This window comes from Xenorhabdus mauleonii, from assembly GCF_900113945.1.
In the GTDB taxonomy this organism is placed as follows: domain Bacteria; phylum Pseudomonadota; class Gammaproteobacteria; order Enterobacterales; family Enterobacteriaceae; genus Xenorhabdus; species Xenorhabdus mauleonii.
On the sequence record NZ_FORG01000001.1, the window covers coordinates 220,789 to 245,681 of the forward strand.

Annotated in this window: 23 protein-coding genes and 1 other annotated feature; of the genes, 17 read left to right on the plus strand and 6 right to left on the minus strand. The window is 42.9% G+C overall.

What is annotated here, in order from left to right; genetic code table 11:
• Positions 1-92: 92 nt before the first annotated feature.
• From rlmC to BM100_RS00945, 3 genes are all read right to left on the minus strand, one after another.
• The gene (gene rlmC / locus BM100_RS00935) at positions 93-1,226 is read right to left on the minus strand and encodes a 23S rRNA (uracil(747)-C(5))-methyltransferase RlmC (protein ID WP_092507167.1); all 1,134 of its coding nucleotides are present in this window, start codon (positions 1,224-1,226) and stop codon (positions 93-95) included.
• 24 nt (positions 1,227-1,250) lie between these two features.
• Positions 1,251-1,760: a type III secretion system chaperone family protein gene (locus BM100_RS00940; RefSeq protein ID WP_092507168.1), complete on the minus strand. Its 510-nt coding sequence runs from the start codon at positions 1,758-1,760 to the stop codon at positions 1,251-1,253.
• 79 nt (positions 1,761-1,839) lie between these two features.
• Positions 1,840-2,157 carry a YbjC family protein gene (locus BM100_RS00945; protein WP_092507169.1) on the minus strand — a complete coding sequence of 106 codons (318 nt, stop codon included), beginning with the start codon at positions 2,155-2,157 and terminating at the stop codon, positions 1,840-1,842.
• A 197-nt stretch (positions 2,158-2,354) separates the two neighbouring features.
• Between BM100_RS00945 and BM100_RS00950 the strand changes: the two genes are divergently transcribed.
• The 3 genes from BM100_RS00950 (at position 2,355) to BM100_RS00960 (ending at position 6,166) form a co-directional block, all read left to right on the plus strand.
• On the plus strand, positions 2,355-2,624 hold the full coding sequence (locus BM100_RS00950) for a GrxA family glutaredoxin (protein WP_092507170.1): 270 nt from the start codon (positions 2,355-2,357) through the stop codon (positions 2,622-2,624).
• A gap of 533 nt (positions 2,625-3,157) precedes the next feature.
• On the plus strand, positions 3,158-3,766 hold the full coding sequence (gene ybjG / locus BM100_RS00955) for an undecaprenyl-diphosphate phosphatase (RefSeq protein ID WP_092507171.1): 609 nt from the start codon (positions 3,158-3,160) through the stop codon (positions 3,764-3,766).
• Between the two features lie 1,095 nt (positions 3,767-4,861).
• Positions 4,862-6,166, plus strand: a complete 1,305-nt coding sequence (locus tag BM100_RS00960) for an HAAAP family serine/threonine permease (protein WP_092507172.1) — start codon at positions 4,862-4,864, stop codon at positions 6,164-6,166.
• Positions 6,167-6,368: 202 nt separating this feature from the next.
• Here BM100_RS00960 and BM100_RS00965 read toward each other — a convergent pair whose 3' ends face one another.
• Positions 6,369-7,574: a serine hydrolase gene (locus tag BM100_RS00965; protein ID WP_420855312.1), complete on the minus strand. Its 1,206-nt coding sequence runs from the start codon at positions 7,572-7,574 to the stop codon at positions 6,369-6,371.
• A 186-nt stretch (positions 7,575-7,760) separates the two neighbouring features.
• Here BM100_RS00965 and BM100_RS00970 point away from each other — a divergent pair, with 186 nt between their 5' ends.
• Positions 7,761-8,381: a glutathione S-transferase family protein gene (locus BM100_RS00970; RefSeq protein WP_092507174.1), complete on the plus strand. Its 621-nt coding sequence runs from the start codon at positions 7,761-7,763 to the stop codon at positions 8,379-8,381.
• Positions 8,382-8,384: 3 nt separating this feature from the next.
• Here the strand turns inward: BM100_RS00970 and BM100_RS00975 are convergent, their stop codons facing one another.
• A complete protein-coding gene (locus BM100_RS00975; protein WP_169924688.1) occupies positions 8,385-9,215 on the minus strand; it encodes an SDR family oxidoreductase in 831 nt (276 codons plus the stop codon).
• 401 nt (positions 9,216-9,616) lie between these two features.
• Between BM100_RS00975 and hisL the strand changes: the two genes are divergently transcribed.
• The 11 genes from hisL to BM100_RS22865 all read left to right on the plus strand — a co-directional run bounded on the left by hisL (position 9,617) and on the right by BM100_RS22865 (position 17,930).
• On the plus strand, positions 9,617-9,664 hold the full coding sequence (gene hisL / locus BM100_RS22430) for a his operon leader peptide (RefSeq protein WP_113967449.1): 48 nt from the start codon (positions 9,617-9,619) through the stop codon (positions 9,662-9,664).
• Positions 9,640-9,761: a sequence feature (His leader region), on the plus strand. Its footprint overlaps the gene before it by 25 nt.
• Positions 9,762-9,804: 43 nt before the next feature.
• A complete protein-coding gene (gene hisG, locus BM100_RS00980; RefSeq protein WP_092507176.1) occupies positions 9,805-10,704 on the plus strand; it encodes an ATP phosphoribosyltransferase in 900 nt (299 codons plus the stop codon).
• Positions 10,705-10,706: 2 nt separating this feature from the next.
• A complete protein-coding gene (gene hisD / locus BM100_RS00985) occupies positions 10,707-12,029 on the plus strand; it encodes a histidinol dehydrogenase (protein WP_169924687.1) in 1,323 nt (440 codons plus the stop codon).
• Positions 12,030-12,044: 15 nt separating this feature from the next.
• Complete coding sequence (hisC, locus tag BM100_RS00990) at positions 12,045-13,142, plus strand: histidinol-phosphate transaminase (protein WP_092507178.1); 1,098 nt, start codon at positions 12,045-12,047, stop codon at positions 13,140-13,142.
• A 5-nt stretch (positions 13,143-13,147) separates the two neighbouring features.
• Entirely contained in the window at positions 13,148-14,215 is a 1,068-nt protein-coding gene (gene hisB, locus BM100_RS00995) for a bifunctional histidinol-phosphatase/imidazoleglycerol-phosphate dehydratase HisB (protein ID WP_092507179.1), read from the plus strand.
• A 22-nt stretch (positions 14,216-14,237) separates the two neighbouring features.
• Positions 14,238-14,828, plus strand: coding sequence for an imidazole glycerol phosphate synthase subunit HisH (hisH, locus tag BM100_RS01000; RefSeq protein ID WP_092507180.1), 591 nt, complete (start codon positions 14,238-14,240; stop codon positions 14,826-14,828).
• 4 nt (positions 14,829-14,832) lie between these two features.
• Positions 14,833-15,570 (plus strand): 1-(5-phosphoribosyl)-5-[(5-phosphoribosylamino)methylideneamino]imidazole-4-carboxamide isomerase, encoded by a 738-nt coding sequence (gene hisA, locus BM100_RS01005; RefSeq protein ID WP_092507181.1) that lies wholly within the window; start codon positions 14,833-14,835, stop codon positions 15,568-15,570.
• Positions 15,552-16,328: an imidazole glycerol phosphate synthase subunit HisF gene (gene hisF, locus BM100_RS01010; protein WP_092507182.1), complete on the plus strand. Its 777-nt coding sequence runs from the start codon at positions 15,552-15,554 to the stop codon at positions 16,326-16,328. Before hisA ends, hisF begins: the two co-directional genes overlap by 19 nt.
• The gene (hisIE, locus tag BM100_RS01015) at positions 16,322-16,939 is read left to right on the plus strand and encodes a bifunctional phosphoribosyl-AMP cyclohydrolase/phosphoribosyl-ATP diphosphatase HisIE (RefSeq protein ID WP_092507183.1); all 618 of its coding nucleotides are present in this window, start codon (positions 16,322-16,324) and stop codon (positions 16,937-16,939) included. The genes hisF and hisIE overlap by 7 nt, the downstream gene beginning before the upstream one ends.
• Positions 16,940-17,198: 259 nt before the next feature.
• A complete protein-coding gene (locus BM100_RS01020) occupies positions 17,199-17,693 on the plus strand; it encodes a YbaK/prolyl-tRNA synthetase associated domain-containing protein (protein WP_092507318.1) in 495 nt (164 codons plus the stop codon).
• A 96-nt stretch (positions 17,694-17,789) separates the two neighbouring features.
• The gene (locus tag BM100_RS22865) at positions 17,790-17,930 is read left to right on the plus strand and encodes a hypothetical protein (protein ID WP_169924686.1); all 141 of its coding nucleotides are present in this window, start codon (positions 17,790-17,792) and stop codon (positions 17,928-17,930) included.
• A gap of 89 nt (positions 17,931-18,019) precedes the next feature.
• On the opposite strand, the gene gndA is transcribed toward BM100_RS22865, so the two are convergent.
• Complete coding sequence (gndA, locus tag BM100_RS01025; RefSeq protein WP_092507184.1) at positions 18,020-19,426, minus strand: NADP-dependent phosphogluconate dehydrogenase; 1,407 nt, start codon at positions 19,424-19,426, stop codon at positions 18,020-18,022.
• Positions 19,427-19,798: 372 nt separating this feature from the next.
• Between gndA and BM100_RS01030 the strand changes: the two genes are divergently transcribed.
• Together BM100_RS01030 and BM100_RS23370 are read left to right on the plus strand one after the other, a co-directional pair.
• Positions 19,799-21,379, plus strand: a complete 1,581-nt coding sequence (locus BM100_RS01030) for a TerC family protein (protein ID WP_092507185.1) — start codon at positions 19,799-19,801, stop codon at positions 21,377-21,379.
• Between the two features lie 252 nt (positions 21,380-21,631).
• Positions 21,632-24,826, plus strand: coding sequence for a phage tail-collar fiber domain-containing protein (locus BM100_RS23370; protein WP_092507186.1), 3,195 nt, complete (start codon positions 21,632-21,634; stop codon positions 24,824-24,826).
• Positions 24,827-24,893: the final 67 nt, after the last annotated feature.

The window sequence follows — 24,893 nt, forward strand, 5'->3', positions numbered from 1 at the left end:
ATTCATTGGATATATTCAACACATTGACATTTATTTGATTCATTTCGGCAATAACCAAAGGTTATCACTGAAATGAACCGCAAAACATTAGATTAGTTTGCATCCATTACTAGCAGTGCCAAGGTTTCATAATGTTCTGTATGAGGGAACATATCGAATAATTGTACTTTTTCTATTCGATATTGTTTGAGCATGGCGATATCTTTAGCCATCGTCTGAGCGTTGCAACTTGAATAGAGTACAAACTTAGGAGACATACGGCCAAGGTACTCACAAAGTTCTTTGCCAATGCCCCGACGGGGAGGATTGACCAATACCAGCTCCGGTATTTGAGACTTATCAAGGGCAAAATGGGTAGAATCCAGCGCTTGAAATTCAACCGATTCCAACCCCAGTGTTTTGGCTGAACTTTTGGCACATTCAATGGCTTCTGCACTAATTTCAATGCCGGTCAACTTAGTTTCTTTATCCGCACAATGCAGACCAAACCCGCCGGCACCACAGAACAGATCCCACATACTGCTGATATTCAATTCCCTGACCCAGCGCCCCGCCGTTGCATACAGCTCTGAAGCCACATCTGGATTAGTCTGAAAAAAGCTACGCGGACGAATAAACAGTGGAATGCCATTAAAGGTTTCTTGCAGCATTTTTTGTTCTGTGAAGATGATCTCTTTTTCACCTTCCAAAATTGCCATATGCGTCGGTTGAATGTTGGCAGAAATGACAGCCAATTGTGGCAACTGCCCCTGTAACCAAGGTAAAGCCCGTTCCAATTGAGCCAATTTTGTTTCTGAACGCAAAACAAATCGCAGCATCATTTCACCATTGGCACGACTCTCTGTCAGAAGAATATACTTCAATTCTCCCTTTTTTCGGCCAACGTTATATGGAACTAAGCCAGCTTTAGCAATGAATACCTTTATTGCTTCAAATACTGGCTGAAAATATTGTGGATACAATGGACAATCACAAAGATCCACCGTTCTACCATCGCGATGTAGCATACCGAGTAAAGGACGTTCAACACTGCCACTCACTACCATTTTAGCTTTATTGCGAAATCCACTTGTTGAACTGACCACTGGCGAAAGCCAGTGCATGACAGATTCTTCCTGTAAAAGTTGTTTTAAATTTTGTTGCTTATCAGACAATTGCTGAGAATAGGACTTATCAAGCCACTGACAGGAGTGACAATGCCCCGCAGTATACTGCACACATCGCATTGTAAAAAACCGTATTAAAAAATATTAATGCAAGGTAAATGTTGATGTATTCGCCGAAGCCATTAGCTCTTCATCCTCGACTTCCATCTCACTTTCCATATCATGATTAACATAAAGCAGATTATTGCTGTGAATTTCGAAAATCACATTAGCAATCTGTTCTTCGCCCTGTTTAATAAAATTGGAAAACTGCCTGAACGTCATCCCTGCTGCGATAGGAAATGCCTGACAGACAATCAGTTTGGGTAAGTTTTCGTCCTGTACATCAAGAAATGCCTTAACAGTGAGCGAACTAGCATTAATCTGGCTCAAATTGGCAACTAATGGAATTATTGCAGTTGGTCTCACTTCTGCCAGAGCAGAAAACAATACAACATCACCCAACAAATCGATTTTGGCATCAAACAAACCATCAATATTCTGCATATGAGGCAAATGCAGGACTGAGCTTGAATCGTTTTCAAAGTAAGAGATTTTGAGCCGTTCAAGCCACGTGCGCAATGTTGACAAATCGGGGGTAACCATAGAATCCATCGAATTAACCTCGTATGACCAAGAAGTTACACATGCTACTTAAGGAAAGTGTTCCGTTGAGTAGCAGCATGACCAATAATTAACCTATTTTGTTTTTTTCATCATCAGAAACTATCTGACGATTTTTATCTGTTTTCTTATGATCAACCCCTAAAAAGGAAAGATTATAGACTGCACGCCAGATAATATGGATAGCTGCTGGTATCAAGCAACCGACACCCAATAAGATCATAGCAATGTGTGCTTCGGTCGTCATTAATAAAGGTGATAGAATTATGCTATCAGTGCTCGACAAATACGCCAAAACCAGCAGCCCAATACCCAATGCTTCCAATAAAATGACCAACTTAGGCATATCTGCCAAAGATTTCATCTCTGCTGATGAATTTTTTTTCATTCTCCGCCTGTTTCTCCCAACCTTAAAAATAGACTCCCATCGATTGCAGCAAGATATCATACCTGAATCCGTCCTATTGGCAGGACTAATTACAGTAAAAGGCAATTCCTGCTTTTTTTTATTTTCGCTTACAGGCATAGTAACTCTAGATGACAATCTATGAAGTTCACGATCATAACCATTTCAAAGGAGTTAATATGTATACTGTCATTTTTGGTCGTCCTGGTTGCCCGTACTGTGTCCGTGCCAAAGATCTGGCTGAAAAATTAAAAGCAGAACGCGAAGATTTTGATTATCGCTACATTGATATCTGGGCTGAAGGCATTACCAAAGACGACTTATCAAAAACTGTTGGTAAACCTGTTGAGACAGTTCCTCAAATTTTCATTGATGAGAAACATATCGGTGGATGCACTGATTTCGAAGCCTATGCCAAAGCAAACCTGGCACTTTATACCAATAGCTAACACGAAAATAGCTAAAAGAAGCCAAAAAAAAATCCGCTATCCAGCCAGAAATGCCCATCCTACTGGATAGCGGTAAGATTAGCCATACTGGCTAAATTCCCCTGGTTTCACCTTCCTGAAAAAATTTTACGTTTTTTTCTCGTTGACGAGAACTTTCGTATTATCGCGTAGTCTTAATTATTGCCACTGCTTTTCTTTGATGTCCCCATTTTGAGGAGCCCGATAGTCATCCACTTTGGTTAAAGACTATCGGGTTTTTTATTGCTTACTTTTGTTAAAAATTTGAAACATTATGTTAACTTTGGGCATTTCACGACTTACAATCACTTACATACTTACCAATCTAGAGGCTATCCGTTGCTCTTGTCACAGTTCTATTATTGACCTATGCAACCTCAATATTCATTAAATAAAATCATGAATTCAAACAATCCCTTTTTACACCTCGATATTATAGAATTACGCATTCTGACAACGAGTTGATAAAATGGATTTATCATATTTACGTAAATATCGCGCTTGTGAGGCTCACTTTGCTAGAACAACTTAACCACAATTTGTTTACTTTCATCAATGCAACTCCAGATTCATCACCAGCAATGATCCTGATCGCAATCTTTATCGCGAAATATTGCGTATTTATTTACCCGGCCACTCTCGCTGTCTGTTGGCTGTGGGGAAAAGAAGAATATATCGCTCTGCAACGGATTGTCGTGAGTAAATCCTGCATTGCTTTTGCTTTGGGGATCACTGGCTCGTATATCATCGGAATACTCGTCCCTCATGCCAGACCCTTTGTGGAAGGCTTTGGCTACAATTACCTTTTCCATGCCCCAACCGAATCTTTTCCCAGCAACCATGGCACCGCCGTATTTACTTTCTCACTGGCATTCCTCTTTTGGCATCGTATTTGGTCAGGTTTATGCCTGCTGATGATTGCCTGTGCCATTGCTTGGTCTCGGATTTATGTCGGTGTCCATTGGCCACTGGATATGATAGGCGCATTTTTAATTAGTTTGTTGGGTTGTGCCTTATCCCAATTGTTTTGGAATATATACGGGCAGCAATTGCAAAATAAACTTATTCGCATTTACCAATTTGTTTGTTCATTCTTTATTCAAAAAGGATGGGTTAAAAATTAACTTAAAATTAACACATACCTTCATTTTCCAGGTTTCAACTAAAAAAATGAAGGTATGAATATGCTGCTGGAGTTTATCGACTTCAATAAGTCACCAGTAAAATTCTCTGCTTACCTTTCCATTTCGATCATCATTCTACTTTTGTCATCTTTCTATCTTTATCACTTCCTCATCCTTAAAGTAAATTACATCTATTTTTAACCCAATATTCTTGGATGAATACAAAGTTTCATTTTACGAAAATTATTTTTTTGCCAAATAGCTCTGACAAATTATCAGAGAAAAACCATCTATTGTTGTCCTCATATTGAGTAAATCCAGATCAGAAATGATTATCATTTCTTCACAAAAAAAAGCGTCATGGATAGATTCCATACAGAACAATGATGTAAATTGGAGGTATTTATTAATGACTAATCAATAAGGGGGCAGAATTACAGCCAATCATGCATCATATCCACATCAATCCAGCAAACTTAAAATTTATTTATTATCAATAGATTACTAAAGCAATCTCAGGCATATAGATATGTTCAGATAAAAACATTGACATTTATCATCCCATTCGAATTTATTTGAACTCAGTAAAACGACCATTATTAATATATAAATAAAATAAGTTATGATTATGAATCAACACAATAAATTGAAATAAATATAATGATATCTTTTTTACTGTTTTTTAAATTTATTTATATTTAATATTTGATCAACATTTTTATAAAATCTTATAACAATTTTCCTTTCCTATATAAATCTTGCAATTGCGAGAATGATCACGGTACATTTCACTGAAAATAACTATATTTCCACCATCAAACATCTGGAGTTAAATTTTCTGATTTAGATATCAAAAATACAGCGTAAAAAGTTACCGCTCCTTTGTTTTAAGTGAATAGGTTTTAAATGAATAGCCTTTAAACGAACAGGTTTTAGACAGCATTATTAATGTAACAATAAAAACGTTTAAATAAACATCAGCACAATATCTGATAACTTATTATTCATATAAAAATCCAACTCGTGCATTGCCATCAATGTGCGGGTTTAACAATTTTTTAAATTTTAAATTATAGCGTTATTTCGGAGATATTTATGGACACATCTCAAACAGGTTCAATCGCATCCTCTGCGTTAAGCAAAAGCGATCACTCTACCTGGCGTAAATCAGACACTGTATGGATGTTGGGATTATATGGCACAGCTATCGGTGCTGGTGTTTTGTTTCTTCCCATCAACGCCGGTATCGGTGGTTTGATTCCTCTTATTATCATGGCAATACTTGCTCTTCCCATGACATTTTTTGCTCACCGTGGGATGTGTCGTTTTGTTCTATCCGGTAAAAGCAGTGGCGAAGATATCACCGGCGTAGTAGAAGAACACTTTGGTAAAGTTGCAGGTTTCTTGATAACCATTCTTTACTTTTTTGCAATTTTCCCAATTCTGCTGGTTTACAGTGTTGCACTGACAAATACAGTAGAAAGCTTTATCATCCATCAGCTTCAGATGGAAGCTCCTCCACGCGCACTGTTGGCTCTGGTACTGCTTCTTGGTGTAATGAGCATTATCCGCTTAGGTGAGAAATTCATCGTCAAGGCAATGAGCGTGCTGGTATTCCCATTCGTTACTGTTTTGATGCTGCTGGCTCTGTATTTGATCCCTCACTGGAACACTACTATCTTCGATACCCTGTCATTGAATAGCGCTACCTCTTCTATAGGCAGCACAGGTTTACTATTCACTCTGTGGCTGGCAATCCCTGTCATGGTTTTCTCCTTTAACCACTCACCAATTATCTCTGCATTTGCGGTGGCAAAACGTGAAGAATACGGTGAGCACGCTGAGAAAAAATGTTCACGCATTTTAGCCTATGCGCACATCATGATGGTTCTGACTGTAATGTTTTTCGTTTTCAGCTGTGTACTTAGTCTGTCACCTGAAAATCTGGCTGAAGCAAAAGCTCAGAACATTACTATTCTGTCTTATCTGGCTAACCATTTCCGTGTACCAACGATTGAGTATGTAGCTCCGTTTATTGCTTTCATTGCCATTACTAAATCATTCCTTGGCCACTATCTTGGTGCCCGCGAAGGTTTCAACGGTATTGTAAACAAGACTCTGAGCACTCGTGGTAAAACTATTCAGCATAAAACGCTGAATCGAATCACCACTCTCTTTATGCTGGTGAGTACTTGGGTAGTTGCAACTCTGAACCCAGGCATCCTGAATATCATCGAAACGTTGGGTGGGCCAGTCATTGCCATGATCCTGTTCATCATGCCAATGTATGCCATTAAAAAGATCCCTGCCATGCAGAAATATTCCGGTAAGCTAAGCAACATCTTTGTAGTGATTATGGGAAGCATCGCAATTTCTGCTGCGGTCTACTCTCTGCTCTAACCTTGAGATTGAGGCAACGTCTTATACTGTTTGCCTCATGAAAAAATGCCAGCCACTGATAAAGTTGGCTGGCATTTTTCTGTTCATGAGCTTTGCATCTTATCAGCTTTGTATCGCTTCTAAATTGCTATAGACCATGACTCCTATTTACTATCAGTACTACTGATCATTGTATTACTGGTCATTATTATGGCTATGACTACTAACCGAAAATCGAATTAAACCAGCCGGTAACAGTTTTTACAACGAAGTCCCACATGCGACCAAAGATACCACTTTCTTCTACAGCCTCTTTAACAACCAGTGGACGCTGCTCAATGACTTTATCGTTCAGCATAAAGTTTACCGTTCCCACAACTTGGTTCTTGGCTAATGGCGCTTCGAAAGAAGTTTGATCCAATGTAAAACTGGCTTTCAATTTACCCGATTGGCCACGGGGAACCACAATTGCCGCATCTTGTTCTACACCAAGGGCAACTTCTGATTGAGTTCCATACCACACTCTTTCTGTTACCAGCGTATCAGTGGCTTTTAATAAAGTCGCCGATTCATAAAAACGAAAACCCCATGACAAAAGTTTTTCGCTGTCTAAAAAACGTATCCGATCGCTGGAAGCGCCTAACACGACAGAAATCAAACGCATTGGCCCTTCTGTTGCTGATGCAACAAGGTTATAGCCTGCTCCGCTGGTATGTCCGGTTTTCACACCATCCACATTTAAGTTTTTATTCCACAACAAGCGATTACGATTCGGCTGGCGGATATTATTAAAAGTGAACTCCTTTTCTTTATTCAGTGCATATTCATCCGGCACATCATGGATTAAAGCTTTGCTCAAAAGAGCCATATCAAGGGCGGTACTATATTGCCCAGCAGCATCTAAACCATGCACGGTCTTGAAGTGAGTATTCTTCAATCCTAATGTTTCCGCATAATGATTCATCATTTCGACAAATGCATCCTGACTGCCCATTATGTAATTCGCCAGTGCAATACTGGCATCGTTCCCGGATTGAATTACGATGCCGCGGTTCAAGTCACTGACTTTAACCAGTTCGCCTGGCTGCAAAAACATCAGAGATGATCCCTTAAGCACCGGGTTGCCCGTCGCCCAAGACTCTCTACCAATCATAACCGAATCGTGTTTATTGATTTTCTCTGACTTAATTGCCCGCCCAATCACATAACTGGTCATTATCTTTGTCAAACTCGCTGGATCTAGCCTTTCATCAGCATTATGTGATGCTAAAACCTTCCCACTGGCATAATCCATTAACACATAGGCTTTCGCATTAATTTCAGGTACTGCTGGTTCATCCATTGCATATACACTGGCAGTTACCAACCAAAAAGCACCCAAGCCAACAGCAAAAGATTTTATTGCCTGTGTCTGTCGTCTTTTTTTCATCATCGCTCGCCCTTTTTTCTTTACGGCTCAACTCAAATTAACTACAAAGAAAGAATAAAAACCTTAATAATATAGGATGTTATGGGAGAAGACTCCAACCCAATAACGTAAAGATTTTCTGTTACTCACCTGATTTTATTGTCATATTATCAATTATTCAGAATAAGCGAATATGAGGAGAAAATAATGTTAACTATCTGGGGACTTAAGAATTCAGCAAATGTTAAAAAAGTTCTCTGGTGTTTGGAAGAATTAAACGTTCCATATCAACAAATTGATGTAGGTGGAAAATTTGGCAAACTTAACGATGCTGAATATTTGAAAATGAATCCCAATGCGGTCATTCCTTGTTTGCAGGAAGACGATTTTATCTTGTGGGAATCAAATGCAATTGTACGTTATGTTGCTGCCAAATATGGGCAAGATACCCTTTATCCCGCTTCTCTTCAAGAAAGAGCCAGTGTTGAAAAATGGATGGATTGGGGCATCTGCAATCTATTTCCACCCATCAAACAATTCATGATTAGCTTTATCAGAACCCCCGCAGGACAGAGAGATCACAACATTATTTCCCAATCTCTGGCTGAAATTGAAAAATTATTAAAAATTGTCGATGACACTCTCAGTCACCAAACTTACCTTTCCGGCACCAAATTTGGCATGGCTGATATAGCCTTGGCTCCATTGGTCTATTTATGGCTAAACGTAGAAATAGAGCGCCCATCATTCCCTAACCTCGAACGCTGGTATCAATTGCTCACCGCAAGACCCGCGTTTCAAAAGATTGTTATGATTGAAATAAGTTAGGCCTTACGTCATTGGCATTCTGCCGGGATCTGGAAACTGGTATTCAAACCCCAATTCCTGGCAGATGCGGCTACCATCTATGATTTTACTTTCCCCCTCCTTCTCCTCAGATTGTAAAAATTCGGGTGGTGTCAAATCAAGTTCACGACTAGCTGATGGATAATATTCTGATTTTTTGGGATGGATTGGCGCACATAAATTATAAATATGCCCACCTTCCGGCTGCTGGATAAGCAATTTGATAGCCGAAATAACATCATCCTGATGTACTAAATTGACCACATCCTCTCCCCCGCCAATGGCCTTTTTCCCAGCAAGAAAACGCCCGGCATGGCGTCCACTGCCAACCAATCCAGCCAAACGCAATATATCAACAGAGGTATTGGGGAGTTGATGTAACCAATTCTCCAGCTTGACTAATGCTTTCGCTGATTGAGTTTCAGGATGCAATGGCGCATCTTCTTTGATAATTCCGGCAGACGAACCATAGACTGAAGTTGAACTTGTGAAAATAATTCGCGGAACCGAATAGGAAAGTGCACTATCAACAATCAGTTGCACTGCTTTAACATATTCTTCCCCGCCACCAGCAATGCCGCTGACCGGCAGAGTTAAAACCAACATATCGACAGACAACAATTCTTCAATGTCATCGGCTTCACAAATAATGTGAGGATTCAAATTCAATTGGTAACAATCCACACCACTCATACACGCAGCTTCAACCCCATCTGGTGTTGTTTTACTGCCAACAACTTGCATGCCATTACTTTGTAGTGCTTGCGCCAGCGGCATCCCTAACCAGCCTAATCCGATAATGGAAACCTTTCTCACCATAGCTCTCCCATAAACCAATACTATTTCTATTAACAGCTAAAATCATTAGCAGCCAAACTTCTTAACAATTAATTCTATTAACCATTGACCTTATGAAACCTTATGGAAGTAGTCAAATATATGACCGTTGTTAACATTAGCCATATAATCATCCAATTACAACAATATACATTTTCCATAAAAAACAATTAATTAACATAATTCAAACCAATTTCTTCAAAAAAAGTTTGCTTTTTATCCACAAAATCGTATAGGTTAAATGCCAAGCAACCAAATCCTTGGCTGAAAATATAACGCCAAGTGCAAGAACAGTGTGAAAACGATTAAATCAACTGAATAAGTACATCAAAAATAGCACCGAACATCAGTTCAAAACTCAGATAGCGAGCTTACATATTATGAACCGTATTCAATTTAACCATCATCATCACCATCATCCTGACTAGTCTTTCAGGCTGCTGTGTGCTGGAAGACATTTGACCCGTCTTCCGGTGGTATGAATACGATGAAAACCCTCGGAAGATTTTCCGAGGGTTTTTTCATTTATAAACCATACGACCGAACATTAAGATAGGGTAAACACAACATGTTAGATAAAACACGCTTACGGATAGCCATTCAAAAATCAGGCCGCCTTAGTGATGATTCCCGGGCACTACTTGCCCGCTGCGGCATCAAAATCAATTTACAGCAACAGCGCCTGATTGCATTTGCAGAAAACATGCCCATCGACATCCTGCGTGTCCGTGATGATGATATTCCAGGCCTCGTTATGGATGGTGTTGTAGATTTAGGCATTATTGGCGAAAACGTTCTTGAGGAAGAATTACTGACACGCCAGGCACAAGGAGAAGACCCTCGTTATTTGACCTTGCGCCGCCTTGACTTTGGCGATTGCCGCCTGTCCCTTGCCACTCCTTTTGATTTCGATTATACCGGAGTGGAATGCTTACAAGATGCCCGCATTGCCACTTCTTACCCTCACTTGCTGAAACGTTACCTTGATCAAAAGGGCATCCGGTTCAAATCTTGCCTGCTTAATGGTTCAGTCGAAGTTGCGCCCCGTGCGGGATTGGCTGATGCCATCTGTGATTTGGTCTCAACAGGTGCAACATTGGAAGCCAATGGGTTACAGGAAGTAGACGTTATCTATCGTTCAAAAGCCTGTCTGATCCAACGTGATGGTGAAATGCCAGACACCAAGCAAAAACTCATCGACAAACTTATGCTCCGCATTCAGGGAGTTATTCAAGCACGTGAATCCAAATACATCATGTTGCATGCTCCCAATGACAAGCTGGAAGAAATTATCTCTCTGTTGCCGGGCGCTGAACGCCCCACTATTTTGCCTCTGGCCGGCGCACAAAATCGTGTAGCCATGCACATGGTCAGCAGTGAAACACTATTTTGGGAGACGATGGAAAAACTCAAGGCACTGGGTGCCAGTTCCATTCTGGTGCTGCCAATTGAAAAAATGATGGAGTAATTTTGATGAATACAAACTTTAGCACCATCATTAACTGGCAAGAATGTAGCTCGGAGCAACAAAAAGTTTTGCTTACACGCCCTGCTGTCACTGCGGCTGAAGATATTTCCGGCACTGTTGAGCAAATTCTGGAAGCAGTGAAGACAGGAGGCGATCAATCATTGCAGGAATTCAGCCAACGTTTCGACAAAACCACCATTGAAACAATAAAAGTGTTACCCGATGAAGTAGAAGCAGCCGCCAGCCGTTTAGCGCCGGAGATTAAACAGGCTATGCAGCAGGCCATGAATAATATCCGTCGCTTTCATGAAGCACAAAAACCACAAAAAATTGACATTGAGACACTGCCGGGCGTTCGCTGCCAGCAAGTCACAAGACCAATCAATTCAGTTGGGCTTTATATTCCCGGTGGCTCGGCCCCTCTGCCTTCAACAGTATTGATGCTGGGTGTACCCGCCAATATTGCGGAATGCCGCAATATTATCCTCTGTTCCCCACCACCAATTGCTGATGAAATTCTCTATGCTGCGCAACTATGTGGGATAAGCGACATATTCCAGATTGGAGGTGCGCAGGCTATCGCTGCAATGGCCTTCGGAACGGCTTCCGTTCCTAAAGTGGATAAAATTTTTGGTCCGGGCAATGCATGGGTTACCGAAGCCAAACGACAAGTAAGCCAGCGCATTGATGGCGCAGCAATTGATATGCCTGCGGGGCCATCGGAAGTTTTGGTGATCGCAGACAGCGAAGCGAACCCAGCCTTTACCGCCTCTGATCTCCTTTCTCAGGCTGAACACGGCCCAGATTCTCAAGTTATTCTGGTAACGCCGGATAAAACCTTTGCGGAACAAGTCATTCAAGAAATCGAAAACCAACTCAAGGCATTGCCGCGCCAACAAATTGCAAACCAAGCCTTACAAGCCAGCCGGATTATTATTGCCAAAGATCTTGCTCAATGCGTGGAAATCAGCAACCAATATGGCCCGGAGCATTTGATTATTCAAACACGTCACCCTGAGCAATGGGTGGAACAAATTAGCAGCGCCGGTTCGGTTTTCCTTGGTGACTGGTCGCCGGAATCCGCAGGAGATTACGCTTCTGGCACCAATCACGTTCTACCGACTTATGGCTATACTTCAACCTATTCCAGCCTGGGTCTGGCAGATTTTCTGAAAAGAATGACTGTTCAGCAGCTTACTCCACAAGGCTTGCAAGAACTTGCTCCGACTATTGAAACACTCGCGCAGGCAGAACAACTAATCGCACACAAAAATGCTGTGACGTTACGCATTGCCGCCCTGAATAAAATAAATCTGGGATCATAAAACTAAGGATCACACATGAATACGGTTTTTGATATCAATTCACTGGCAAGAGAAAATATTAGAAAATTAGTTCCTTATATGTCTGCCCGCCGTCTGGGAGGCAACGGGACTCTTTGGTTAAACGCAAATGAATACCCGGTTTCCCCTGATTTTCAGCTCACTGAAAACTCGCTCAATCGTTACCCTGAATGCCAGCCAGCAGCGGTCATCCAACGCTATGCAAATTATGCCGGCCTTCAACCAGAGCAAGTTTTGGTCAGCCGTGGCGCCGATGAATCCATTGAGTTACTGCTCCGGGTTTTTTGCGAACCGGGGCGTGATGCCATGCTGTTCTGCCCACCAACCTACGGCATGTACAGTGTCAGCGCAGAAGCGTTCGGCATTGAACAGAAGAAGATCCCCGTCAAAGCTGACTGGCAACTTGATCTTGCTGCCATTGAAAACAATCTTGAGCGCGTTAAGCTGATCTATATTTGTAGCCCCAATAATCCTACCGGTAACTTGGTTGATCCTGCCGCGTTACGCAAAATTTTAGACCTGGCCCGTAACCGTGCCATCGTTGCGATTGATGAAGCCTACATTGAATTTTGCCCGCAACAAGATACCACTCGTTGGCTGCAAAACTATCCTAACTTAGTCATTTTGCGAACCCTCTCGAAAGCTTTTGCTTTAGCAGGACTACGTTGTGGATTTACGTTAGCGTCTGCCGATATCATCAAGCTGATGCTAAAAGTGATAGCCCCTTATCCACTTGCTACTCCGGTTGCAGATATCGCAGCGCAAGCGCTGACAGAAACAGGCATCCGCACGATGAGGGCTCGCGTGGCAGAGAACACTGATAATCGGTTATATCTTCAACAGGAACTCCGCAAATCAGCGTTGGTTGAAACCGTTTACCCCAGTGAGACCAACTATATTTTGGTGAAATTTACTGATGCAGAAAAGGTATTCAAGAGCCTGTGGGATCAAGGAATTATCTTGCGTGATCAGAGAAAGCAGCCGGGATTGGAGAATTGCTTGCGCATCACCATTGGCAGCCGGGATGAATGTGAACAGTTGATCAATGCCATCAATGAACTTTCCAACCCGTCTCAACAAATAAAGGAAATTTAAAATCCATGAGCCAGAGATTACTTTTTATTGATCGCGATGGAACGCTTATCACTGAACCACCTAGTGACTATCAGGTTGATCGTCTTGATAAACTGGCTTTCGAAGCTGGTGTGATCCCTGCTTTGTTATCCCTGCAAAAAGCAGGCTACAAACTAGTCATGGTGACAAATCAAGATGGATTGGGTACAGCGAGTTTTCCACTGGCTGATTTTGAACCGCCACATGCATTGATGATGCAGATTTTTACTTCGCAAGGCATCTATTTTGACGATGTACTTATCTGCCCGCATAAACCTGAAGACAACTGTAACTGCCGTAAGCCCAAGCTCGGCCTGGTAGAAAAATATCTGGCAGAAAACAGCCTTGATACAGAAAACAGCTATGTCATTGGTGATCGGGAAACCGATCTGCAATTAGCTAAAAGCATGGGGATCAAAGGCATTCGCTACCAGCTAGAATCAATGGGATGGCCTGCCATTTGTGATCAACTGACCCAGAAAGACAGACAGGCTCAGGTTGAACGGAAAACGAAAGAAACTGCCATCAATATTGGAGTTTGGTTAGATCAAGAAGGCGAAAATAGCATCAATACCGGTGTTGGTTTCTTTGACCACATGCTGGATCAAATAGCAACCCACGGCGGTTTTCGTATGAATATACAGGTCAAGGGTGATCTCCACATCGATGATCATCACACCGTTGAAGATACGGGTCTGGCACTCGGAGAGGCTCTGAAACAGGCACTGGGAGACAAACGTGGCATTGCTCGTTTTGGCTTTACCTTGCCAATGGATGAATGCCTTGCCCGCTGCGCCTTAGATATTTCCGGCCGCCCACACTTGGAATACAAGGCTGAATTCAAGCATCAGCGGGTCGGTGATTTAAGCACAGAAATGATCGAACATTTCTTCCGCTCTCTTTCCTACACAATGGGATGCACCTTACACCTAAAAACTAAGGGTAAAAACGATCACCACCGGGCAGAAAGCCTGTTCAAAGTTTTTGGTCGGACATTGCGGCAGGCTATTCGTGTAGAAGGCGATACTCTCCCCAGTTCCAAGGGTGTTCTATAAAGAAGTAATAAAGGAAGCTATGATGAATGTTGTTATTCTGGATACAGGCTGTGCCAACCTCGCTTCTGTTGCCTATGCCATTCGTCGGTTGGGCTACGAGCCTACCATCAGTTTGGATGCGGATATCGTGCACTCCGCCGATAAACTTTTTTTACCTGGTGTCGGTACGGCTACCGCTGCTATGGAACAACTCGAAAAAAGACAATTAATCCCACTGATTCGCTCACTTACTCAACCAGTGCTGGGTATTTGCCTTGGCATGCAACTATTGGCCTCGGCCAGTGCAGAGGGTGATAACGTTCCTTTATTGAAATTAATTGACGCTCAGGTTAAAAAAATAGCGGTTACAGATCAGCCATTGCCACATATGGGCTGGAATCAAGTAACAGCACAGAAAAATCACCCCTTGTTCCGCCATATTGAGGATAACGCCCGTTTTTATTTCGTTCACAGTTACGCACTTCCCATTGGTGAATATACGATTGCTGAAACGGGGTACGGGCACACATTTAGCAGTGCCATAGCAAAAGACAATTTCTTTGGTGTCCAGTTTCACCCTGAACGTTCAGGTGCTGCTGGCGCACAATTACTGAAAAATTTTTTGGAGATGTAATCGCATGATCATACCCGCATTAGATTTAATCGATGGCAATGTGGTGCGTTTGCATCAGGGAGATTATGAACAGCGTCGCGATTATGGCCGTTCTCCGCTCTCCCGTTTGCAACAATATGAACAAGAAGGCGCAGAGTTGCTTCATTTGGTTGATCTTACTGGTGCCAAAGATCCGGCCAACCGTCAAATTTCACTCCTGAAACAACTATTGGCGGGGGTTACTGTACCTGTTCAAGTCGGTGGCGGAATTCGTTCTGAAAACGATGTCGTCACGCTGCTTGAAGCCGGTGCCAGCCGCGTTGTCATTGGTTCAACTGCCATTACCCAGCCTGAATTGGTTAAACAATGGTTCCAGCGTTACGGGGCAGAGTCGATTGTACTGGCATTGGATATCCGCATTAGCCCAGACGGGAATAAGCAAGTTGCCATCAGTGGCTGGCAAGAAAATAGTCACGCCACCCTTGAAGATATCATTGAACAATATCTTCCTGTCGGGCTGAAACACGTACTATGTACCGATATTTCCCGCGACGGCACATTAAGTGGTTCTAATATCGCGCTCTATCAAGAAATAAGCCAACAATACCCACAGATCCAGTTTCAAGCATCGGGTGGTATCGGCAGCCTTGCGGATGTATCTCCCCTGCCTGCATCTGGTGTAGCAGGTGTGATTGTCGGGCGTGCATTGCTTGAAGGAAAATTTACACTGACGGAGGCAATTCAATGTTGGCAAAACGCATAATTCCATGTCTTGATGTCCGTGATGGTCAAGTCGTTAAAGGCGTCCAATTCCGCAATCATGAAATCATTGGTGACATTGTTCCCCTCGCGCAGCGGTACGCGCAAGAAGGCGCAGATGAATTGGTATTTTATGATATTACCGCTTCTTCTGACGGCCGAGTGGTTGATAAAAGCTGGGTAGCCAAAGTTGCCGAAGTTATCGATATCCCTTTCTGCGTGGCTGGCGGCATAAAAACCGTTGAAGAAGCGGGCCAGATTTTATCGTTCGGGGCAGATAAAATTTCCATCAACTCCCCAGCTTTGGCGGATCCGGATTTAATTAACCGTCTGGCCGAGCGCTACGGTGTCCAATGTGTTGTTGTGGGGATTGATACATGGTTTGATGAAAAAACCAATAGCTATCAGGTTTACCAATTTACCGGTGATGAAAAGCGAACAACAGCAACACATTGGCACACATTGGATTGGGTCAGGGAAGTTCAACAACGCGGTGCAGGTGAAATTGTCCTGAATATGATGAATCAGGACGGAGTCCGCAATGGTTACGATCTTACGCAATTGAAATTGGTACGCAATATTTGCTCCGTGCCATTAATTGCCTCTGGTGGTGCCGGTGCGCCAGAACATTTTTTGGATGCATTCAAACTGGCTAACGTTGATGGTGCATTGGCAGCTTCCGTTTTTCATAAGCAAATCATTAATATCAGTGAGTTAAAACAATATCTTGCTACACAAGGCATCGAGGTTAGAACATGTTGACACCACAGCAGTACACAAAATTAGATTGGGAAAAAGTGGATCACCTCATGCCTGTCATCGTCCAGCATGCCGTCTCCGGCACCGTATTGATGATGGGATACATGAATCAAGAGGCTCTGGACGCCACCCTTGAATCTGGCAAAGTCACGTTTTTCTCCCGAACCAAACAACGGTTATGGACAAAAGGCGAAAGTTCCGGCCATTTTCTGCATCTGGTGGATATCTACCCTGATTGCGATAACGATACTCTGCTTGCTCTCGTAAACCCTGTCGGCCCAACTTGCCATAAAGGCACTGAGAGCTGTTTTGCACCAGCCCAAACAGATTGGGGCTTTCTCTATCAATTAGAACAAATACTGGCAAGCCGAAAAAATGCATCGCCAGACAGTTCTTATACCGCCCGTTTATACGCCAGCGGTACAAAACGCATTGCCCAAAAAGTAGGTGAAGAAGGTGTGGAAGCCGCACTGGCAGCCACTGTGAATGACAGAGAAGAATTAACCAATGAAGCCGCAGATTTGATTTATCACCTATTGGTCTTGCTGCAAGATCAAGAACTCGATCTCAGCAAAATCATCCAGCAACTACGGGAACGGCACTCTGACCAATAACCACGGGCGGCCGGATAAAGATTCAGCACTAAAAATACCAGCCACTTCGCAAGTTTTTTCATCAGCTTTTTTCACAAGCCTTTTTTCAAAAACTTAGCATGCGAAGTGGCTTTTGGTGGCTGGATTTGGATTACAATGTGGCACTGATTGAATTCCATCATTTTGTCAGCATCAATAACTGCTTATGCAGGAATAGCCTTTTATGCAGGAATAAAAAACAGGTACTGACTTTCACCTTGAGTTTATGCAGGAGAATATTTTGTTAGAAAATGATATTTTCGAGTGCCTTACAACCGTACTGGATACTCATAATGCTCGCTACCGTGTTATGGAGCACTCAACAGGTGGGCGTTCTGAAGAAATTGCCAAAATACGGGGCACTCATCTGGGGCAAGGCGCAAAAGCCTTAGTCTGCCACGTCAAGGGAGATGGCTACCGACAATATGTCCTTGCTGTCCTGCCTGCGGATCAACAAGCTGATCTTGCCACTCTCGCCATGCAGATGGGAGGAAAACGCGCATCTTTAGCCAGTCCAAAAGAAGTTTCTGAATTAACACGCTGCGTTTTTGGTGCTATTCCACCATTCAGTTTTCATCCAGACCTAAAATTAGTTGCCGAACCACTTTTATTCGAGCGCTATGATGAACTGGCATTCAATGCCGGCAGTCTGGAACGTTCGATTATTTTAAATACAGAAGACTACCGCCGCATCGCCGCTCCAGAATTAGTTGCTTTTCGCAAAACAGACGATTGAGTCTAACCCTCAGAAATCGCCCAATAAATTAAAGTAATCTTAAATAAAGTTTACATTTTGCTATAATTTAATCAGGTAAAAATGGGCGATTATTATATGAATAATATTTTTGTTCTGGTAATACTCGGTTTTGCCATGTTCAGTGTGGCTATCTTTCTTTATCTCCATGATGCAGAGATAGGGCACTGGTTAGAGCTATTAGCTCAGAGGTTGCTTAAATGGCAATCTTCTTCCTGAGGTTTTAGTCCAACACTTAATACAAAAAAGGTGCTGAATTTTCAGCACCTTTTTTCATAAGACTGACATCTAATAAGAATATCTAACGATTAGTCCAGCCATTCAGTGTGAAAAACGCCTTCTTTATCAGTGCGTTTATAAGTGTGTGCACCAAAGTAATCGCGCTGTGCCTGAATCAAATTGGCAGGCAATACCGCTGAACGGTAGCTGTCATAATAAGAGATGGCTGCAGAGAATGTTGGTGTCGGGATACCATTTTGCACGCCGTAAGTTACGACATCGCGTAGCGCTTGCTGGTACTCATCTGCGATTTGTTTGAAGTAAGGTGCCAATAGCAAGTTAGCGATAGCTGGGTTTTCATTGTATGCATCTGTGATTTTTTGCAAGAACTGTGCACGAATGATACAACCTGCACGGAAGATCTTGGCAATCTCACCATAGTTCAGATCCCAGTTATATTCATCGGACGCTGCTTTAAGCTGCTGGAAACCTTGTGCGTAAGAAACGATCTTACCCAAATACAGGGCACGGAGAACTTTCTCAACAAACTCAGATTTGTCACCATCAAATGGTTTTGCGACCGGACCTGACAGTACCTGAGATGCTGCTACACGTTGATCTTTCAGAGAAGAGATATAACGCGCGAATACAGATTCCGTAATCAATGTCACTGGCACACCCAGATCCAGTGAGCTTTGGCTAGTCCATTTACCAGTACCTTTATTGGCTGCTTCATCCAGAATGACATCAACCAAATATTTCCCTTCTTCATCCTGCTTGCGGAAGATATCAGCCGTAATTTCTATCAGGTAACTGCTCAGTTCGCCCTGATTCCAGTCACTGAACACTTCTGCCAATTCCTGATTGCTCAGGTTCAATGAGTTTTTCAGCAAAGAATAGGCTTCTGCAATCAACTGCATATCACCATATTCAATACCATTGTGTACCATCTTCACATAATGACCGGCACCATCTGCGCCGATATAAGTAACACAAGGCTCACCATCAACTTGAGCTGCAATCTCTTTCAGAATTGGAGCAACCAGTTCATAGGCTTCTTTCTGACCACCCGGCATGATGGAAGGGCCTTTCAGCGCGCCTTCTTCACCACCTGAAACACCGGTGCCAATAAAATTAAAGCCTTGAGCAGACAATTCACGATTACGACGGATAGTGTCCTGAAAATAAGTGTTGCCGCCATCTATCAGAATGTCACCCTTATCCAAATGTGGCGTCAATGATGCAATGGTTTTATCCGTAGCTTCACCAGCCTTAACCATCAACAGAATACGACGCGGCTTTTCCAGCGAATCGACAAACTCTTCAATGGAATAACTTGGAACTAATTTTTTCCCTGGATTTTCAGCGATAACTTCATCAGTTTTATCACCGGAGCGGTTGAAAATAGATACAGAGTAACCACGGCTTTCAATATTCAACGCCAGGTTGCGCCCCATTACCGCCATACCGACAACACCGATCTGTTGTTTGGACATGAATGACTCCCGTCTAATAATGACTGCTGCCCACCCAAGATGCAGTATTTGGCTATATTTTTCATAAACATTCGTTTTATAACCATATGTTTTATACACAGTGCTTCATAAAAAAACGTGCCCTATAAAACAGATGTCATATCAAACACCAGCCGAATGCAACAAAACAGAGTGGACAATTTGTTAATGAACTCACATGTTAACTCAGGAATGGGCATAGGGGGTAGTTATTGATGCAATCGATACCGTCACAACGTTTGTTTGCTGAAAAAATTTCCAATTGCGATAAATCATCTATTGCTATTTAGGGCTTCAATACCCATTATTTAATGGTCGGCAAAAGCCGTCATATTAAAAGGTAAAATAAATTGTATGGAATGGATCGCTGATCCTACGATATGGGCCGGCCTGGCTACTCTTATCGTTTTAGAAATAGTTCTCGGAATTGACAACTTAATATTTATTGCCATATTGGCAGATAAGCTTCCCGAAAAATACAGAGATAAAGCTCGCTTGACAGGCCTTTCCTGTGCCCTTGTCATGAGGATATTGTTGCTCTTTAGCTTATCTTGGCTCGTCTCTCTGACCAATCCATTGGTTACCCTATGGGAACACCCTTTCAGCGCCCGTGATTTAATTATGCTGATAGGTGGTATCTTCCTGCTGTTTAAAGCCACAATGGAACTGAATGAACGCCTGGAAGGGAAAGCCTTGCACACCAATCAACAAAGGAAAGGAGCGGGTTTTTGGGCGGTTGTCGTACAAATTATTGTCTTAGATGCGGTATTTTCATTAGATTCTGTTATTACCGCAGTAGGCATGGTCGAACATATTGGCATCATGATTGCCGCTGTTATCATCGCCATGATCCTAATGATATGGGCCAGTAAGCCGCTGACAAAATTTGTCAATGCGCATCCCACCATTGTTATCTTGTGTCTCAGCTTCCTGCTGATGATCGGTTTCAGCTTAGTTGCAGAAGGCTTCGGTTATCATATTCCGAAAGGCTATCTCTATGCTGCCATCGGTTTTTCTATCATGATAGAAGCACTGAACCAGTTCGCCCAATTCAATCGTCGCAAGTTCTTAAGTGCTTCCCGCTCCCTGCGCGAAAGGACGGCAGAAGCTGTTCTTCACATTTTGAATGGTAAACGTGAAAATGCGGCACTGGACAATCATACTTCCAGCCTGATTGCAGATAATGAGGATAATAAAGAAGTTTTTGAGCCTCAGGAACGCCAGATGATCGCACGGGTGCTCAGTATGGCACAGCGTACTGTCAGTAGTATCATGACCTCACGTCATGACGTGATTTATCTTGATGTTCACTCTCCTGCGGAAAAATTGACTACATTGCTGGAACAAAAACCCCATACCCGAATTGTCGTCACTGATGAACAAACCAGTGATGAACCTCTCGGTGTGGTGCATGTCATTGATCTCCTTAATCAGCAATTGACACACAATACTTTCGATTTAAGCAAGTTAGTGCAACAACCACTGATTTTCCCTGAATCACTCTCCTTGCTGCAAGCGCTGGAACAGTTCCGTCAGGCGCAGACTCACTTTGCCTTTGTCGTTGATGAATTTGGCTCTGTTGAAGGTGTTGTAACAGTGACTGACGTGATGGAAACCATTACCGGCAATTTGCCTGTAGGCAGTGGTGAACTCGATGCACGACATGATATTCAGGTCATGGACGATGGTTCTTGGATTGCCAATGGGTTTATGCCACTGGAAGATTTGGTGCTTTACGTGCCATTGCCATTGGATGAAAAACGTGAATACCAGACACTGGCGGGCCTGCTGATGGAACATCTTCAACATATTCCACAGCAAGGTGAGCAACTGAGGATTGGTGATTATCTGTTTGAACCGCTGGAAATTACCAGCCACCGAATCAATAAAGTAAAAATCACTTCGCTGATAATCGAAGAGGAATTGGAAGCTTAATCCTTCATTTCTAATATTAATTATCTAATAAAAAACCGGCATAAGTCCGGTTTTTTTTATTCCCATAAGTTTTATCCCCTGGACTTAATTTTTAGCATATTGGTTCACCACTCCCCTAAGTACAATGATCCCATTCAGTAGCCGTTAGCGGAGATGTCGCCCCGCCTTCATATGCCCAGAAACTTTACCGTAAGTTTCCTATGGCTGAGTTAGCAATACATTTATTTTTTGTTAATAACATGAGGGTATTATATGAGTACGAAATATTTTTCACTATTGACACAAGCTGGTACAGATAAACTGAAAAAAGCGGCTTCATCGGGTATGAAACTCGAAATTACCCACATGGCTGTCGGTGATGGTAATGGCAATTTACCCACACCTGACGCCAATCAATCCCAACTGGTAAATGAACAATACCGCGCTGAAATTGATTCCCTGACTATTGATCCTAACAATCATAACCTCATTATTACTGAGCATTTTATTCCTGAAGGAAATGGCAATTGGTGGGTGCGTGAAATCGGCCTATTCGACAAAGAAGGGACACTGATTGCCATCGGCAACTGTGGGGAGATTTACAAGCCAGAATCTCTGGAGCAAATGGTCCGCATGACTCTGGCGGTTGACGATCACAGCCAGATGGAATGGATAGGCTTGATTTCTGGCATCGCAACCCGTCAATACGTCAGGAATAAAATCAAAGATCACGCAGACAGCCGCAATCACCCTGACGCAACTTTAAAAGAGAAAGGATTGGTTGCACTCAGCAATGATATCAATAGCAACAACGAAACACATGCAGCAACACCAAAAGCCGTAAAAACAGCATATGAATTAGCTGACAAGGCCTATAAATTAGCCGAGACAGTCGTCTCTACCGACAAATATGTTCCATTGACGCGCAAGATCAACGGTAAGGAACTGATTCACGATGTCGAACTGGCTGCCGCTGATGTCAATGCCTACAACAAACAGGAAACAGACGGCCTAATCCAGCCTGTGAAAGTGCAGGCCGAAGATGCCATGAAATTGGCAGAAACCGCCAAGAAAAACGCGGAAATCGCCGTTATACAGGTTGAAAAAAAAGTACCATTAACGCGCAAAATCAACGGCAAAGAACTGGTTAATGATATCGAACTGACTGCCGCTGACGTCCATGCCTACAGCAAGCAGGAAACAGATGACTTGCTCCAACCTGTCAGAGCATTATCCGAAGATGCCATGCAATTGGCTGTTACAGCCAATAACAATGCAACAACAGGCATTGATAATGCAACGAAAGCCATTAATGACGTGACAACTACCATTGATGAAATGAAAGTCGCTCTTGCTGGCAAAGTTCCGTTAACCCGAAAAATCAACGGCAAAGAACTGGTTGACGATGTCGAACTGACTGCCACTGACGTCCATGCCTACAGCAAGCAGGAAACCGACAATTTAATCCAGCCGGTGAAAGTGCAGGCCGAAGATGCCATTAAACTGGCGGAAACGGCGAAGCAAAGCGCGGAAAATGCCGTTAAGCTGGCTGAGAAAAAAGTCCCATTAACGCGTAAAATCAACGGGAAAGAACTGGTTGACGATGTCGAACTGACTGCCACTGACGTCCATGCCTACAGCAAGCAGGAAACCGACAGTTTAATCCAGCCGGTGAAAGTGCAGGCCGAAGATGCCATGAAACTGGCGGAAACGGCGAAGCAAAGCGCGGAAAATGCCGTTAAGCTGGCTGAGAAAAAAGTCCCATTAACGCGTAAAATCAACGGTAAAGAACTGATTGACGATGTCGAACTGACTGCCACTGACGTCCATGCCTACAACAAGCAGGAAACCGACAATTTAATCCAGCCGGTGAAAGTGCAGGCCGAAGATGCCATGAAACTGGCGGAAACAGCGAAGCAAAGCGCGGAAGATGCCGTTAAGCTGGCTGAGAAAAAAGTCCCATTAACGCGTAAAATCAACGGGAAAGAACTGGTTGACGATGTCGAACTGACTGCCACTGACGTCCATGCCTACAACAAGCAGGAAACCGACAATTTAATCCAGCCGGTGAAAGTGCAGGCCGAAGATGCCATGAAACTGGCTGAGAAAAAAGTCCCATTAACGCGTAAAATCAACGGTAAAGAACTGATTGACGATGTCGAACTGACTGCCACTGACGTCCATGCCTACAACAAGCAGGAAACCGACAATTTAATCCAGCCGGTGAAAATGCAGGCCGAAGATGCCATGAAACTGGCGGAAACGGCGAAGCAAAGCGCGGAAGATGCCGTTAAACTGGCTGAGAAAAAAGTCCCATTAACGCGCAAAATCAACGGTAAAGAACTGGTTAATGATGTCGAACTGACTGCCGCTGACATCCATGCCTACAGCAAGCAGGAAACCGACAATTTAATCCAGCCGGTGAAAGTGCAGGCCGAAGATGCCATGAAACTGGCGGAAACGGCTAATAGCAATGCGACAACAGGCATTGATACTGCAACAAAAGCCATTAACGAAATGAAAGCCGCTATTGCTGGCAAAGTTCCGTTAACCCGAAAAATCAATGGAAAGGAATTGACTAACGATATCGAACTGACCGCCTCTGATCTTCATGTTTACACGACAGAAGAAGTTGATGGTTTTATTGACGACGTTAGAAATCTAGCCCATGAAGCCAATAATAATGCCAACGGTCGAGTTCCAATGGGCCGTAAAGTGAATGGCAAGGCGCTCTCTTCAGATATTGAACTCGCCGCATCTGATATAGGAACTTATACCAAAACCGAAATTGATATTAAAGTCGACAATGTTGAGGCGAAGGCTAAAGAAGCCAATAACAATGCCAACAGTCGAGTTCCCATGGAGCGTACAGTCAATGGCAAAGCGCTCTTATCAGATATTAAACTTGTCGCATCCGATGTGGGTGCTTATACCAGAACAGAAGTCGATACACGTATCAACAAGGTGGAGGTATTAGCCAGCAATGCCAATGGCAACGCCAATGGACGTCTGGAGAAAAACCAGAATGGTGCGGATATTCCAGATAAACAAGCCTTTGTCAGAAATATAGGCTTGGGTGATCTAGTTGGGTTGGATATCACATCCAGTCTAATCGGAGTTGAACATACTATCGTCAGGCTGGGCGAAATATTCATGATAAACGGGTTAATAAAGGACACCAAAGCTATTGCAAAATTCAATATTTCTGAAATTGGCGGTGTAACTTACTACACAAATTTCTACCAAATTACACTTCCCATGACCTTGCCGAATGGCATCATCTCATGTCATGCAAGTATCGTTGGGGATAACTTCGATAATCAAAAACCCGGTATTCTGGCCGATGTTAAAACACAACGAAATAATGCAAACGGAATGGGGTTGTCGAAAGATACTCTGACAATATCAGTCACGACCCCACATTTAGACTGGATACCCTATTTTTATTATCAGGTTGTCGGGTATTAGTAGAAAATTGGTAACTTATTGATAATTAATTGATAGAAATAAGGGTTAAATCAGGTGATCGCTGAAG

Excerpts from the sequence above, each read along its gene's own strand:
- BM100_RS00940 (WP_092507168.1), bottom strand. The coding sequence starts at position 1,760 with ATGGATTCTATGGTTACCCCCGATTTGTCAACATTGCGCACGTGGCTT.
- hisB (WP_092507179.1), top strand. The coding sequence starts at position 13,148 with ATGAGCCAGAGATTACTTTTTATTGATCGCGATGGAACGCTTATCACT.
- rlmC (WP_092507167.1), bottom strand. The coding sequence starts at position 1,226 with ATGCGATGTGTGCAGTATACTGCGGGGCATTGTCACTCCTGTCAGTGG.
- hisIE (WP_092507183.1), top strand. The coding sequence starts at position 16,322 with ATGTTGACACCACAGCAGTACACAAAATTAGATTGGGAAAAAGTGGAT.
- BM100_RS00945 (WP_092507169.1), bottom strand. The coding sequence starts at position 2,157 with ATGAAAAAAAATTCATCAGCAGAGATGAAATCTTTGGCAGATATGCCT.
- BM100_RS01030 (WP_092507185.1), top strand. The coding sequence starts at position 19,799 with ATGGAATGGATCGCTGATCCTACGATATGGGCCGGCCTGGCTACTCTT.
- BM100_RS23370 (WP_092507186.1), top strand. The coding sequence starts at position 21,632 with ATGAGTACGAAATATTTTTCACTATTGACACAAGCTGGTACAGATAAA.
- BM100_RS00950 (WP_092507170.1), top strand. The coding sequence starts at position 2,355 with ATGTATACTGTCATTTTTGGTCGTCCTGGTTGCCCGTACTGTGTCCGT.
- hisF (WP_092507182.1), top strand. The coding sequence starts at position 15,552 with ATGTTGGCAAAACGCATAATTCCATGTCTTGATGTCCGTGATGGTCAA.
- hisA (WP_092507181.1), top strand. The coding sequence starts at position 14,833 with ATGATCATACCCGCATTAGATTTAATCGATGGCAATGTGGTGCGTTTG.
- hisH (WP_092507180.1), top strand. The coding sequence starts at position 14,238 with ATGAATGTTGTTATTCTGGATACAGGCTGTGCCAACCTCGCTTCTGTT.
- BM100_RS00965 (WP_420855312.1), bottom strand. The coding sequence starts at position 7,574 with ATGAAAAAAAGACGACAGACACAGGCAATAAAATCTTTTGCTGTTGGC.
- BM100_RS22865 (WP_169924686.1), top strand. The coding sequence starts at position 17,790 with ATGAATAATATTTTTGTTCTGGTAATACTCGGTTTTGCCATGTTCAGT.
- BM100_RS00960 (WP_092507172.1), top strand. The coding sequence starts at position 4,862 with ATGGACACATCTCAAACAGGTTCAATCGCATCCTCTGCGTTAAGCAAA.
- gndA (WP_092507184.1), bottom strand. The coding sequence starts at position 19,426 with ATGTCCAAACAACAGATCGGTGTTGTCGGTATGGCGGTAATGGGGCGC.
- BM100_RS00970 (WP_092507174.1), top strand. The coding sequence starts at position 7,761 with ATGTTAACTATCTGGGGACTTAAGAATTCAGCAAATGTTAAAAAAGTT.
- hisC (WP_092507178.1), top strand. The coding sequence starts at position 12,045 with ATGAATACGGTTTTTGATATCAATTCACTGGCAAGAGAAAATATTAGA.
- hisG (WP_092507176.1), top strand. The coding sequence starts at position 9,805 with ATGTTAGATAAAACACGCTTACGGATAGCCATTCAAAAATCAGGCCGC.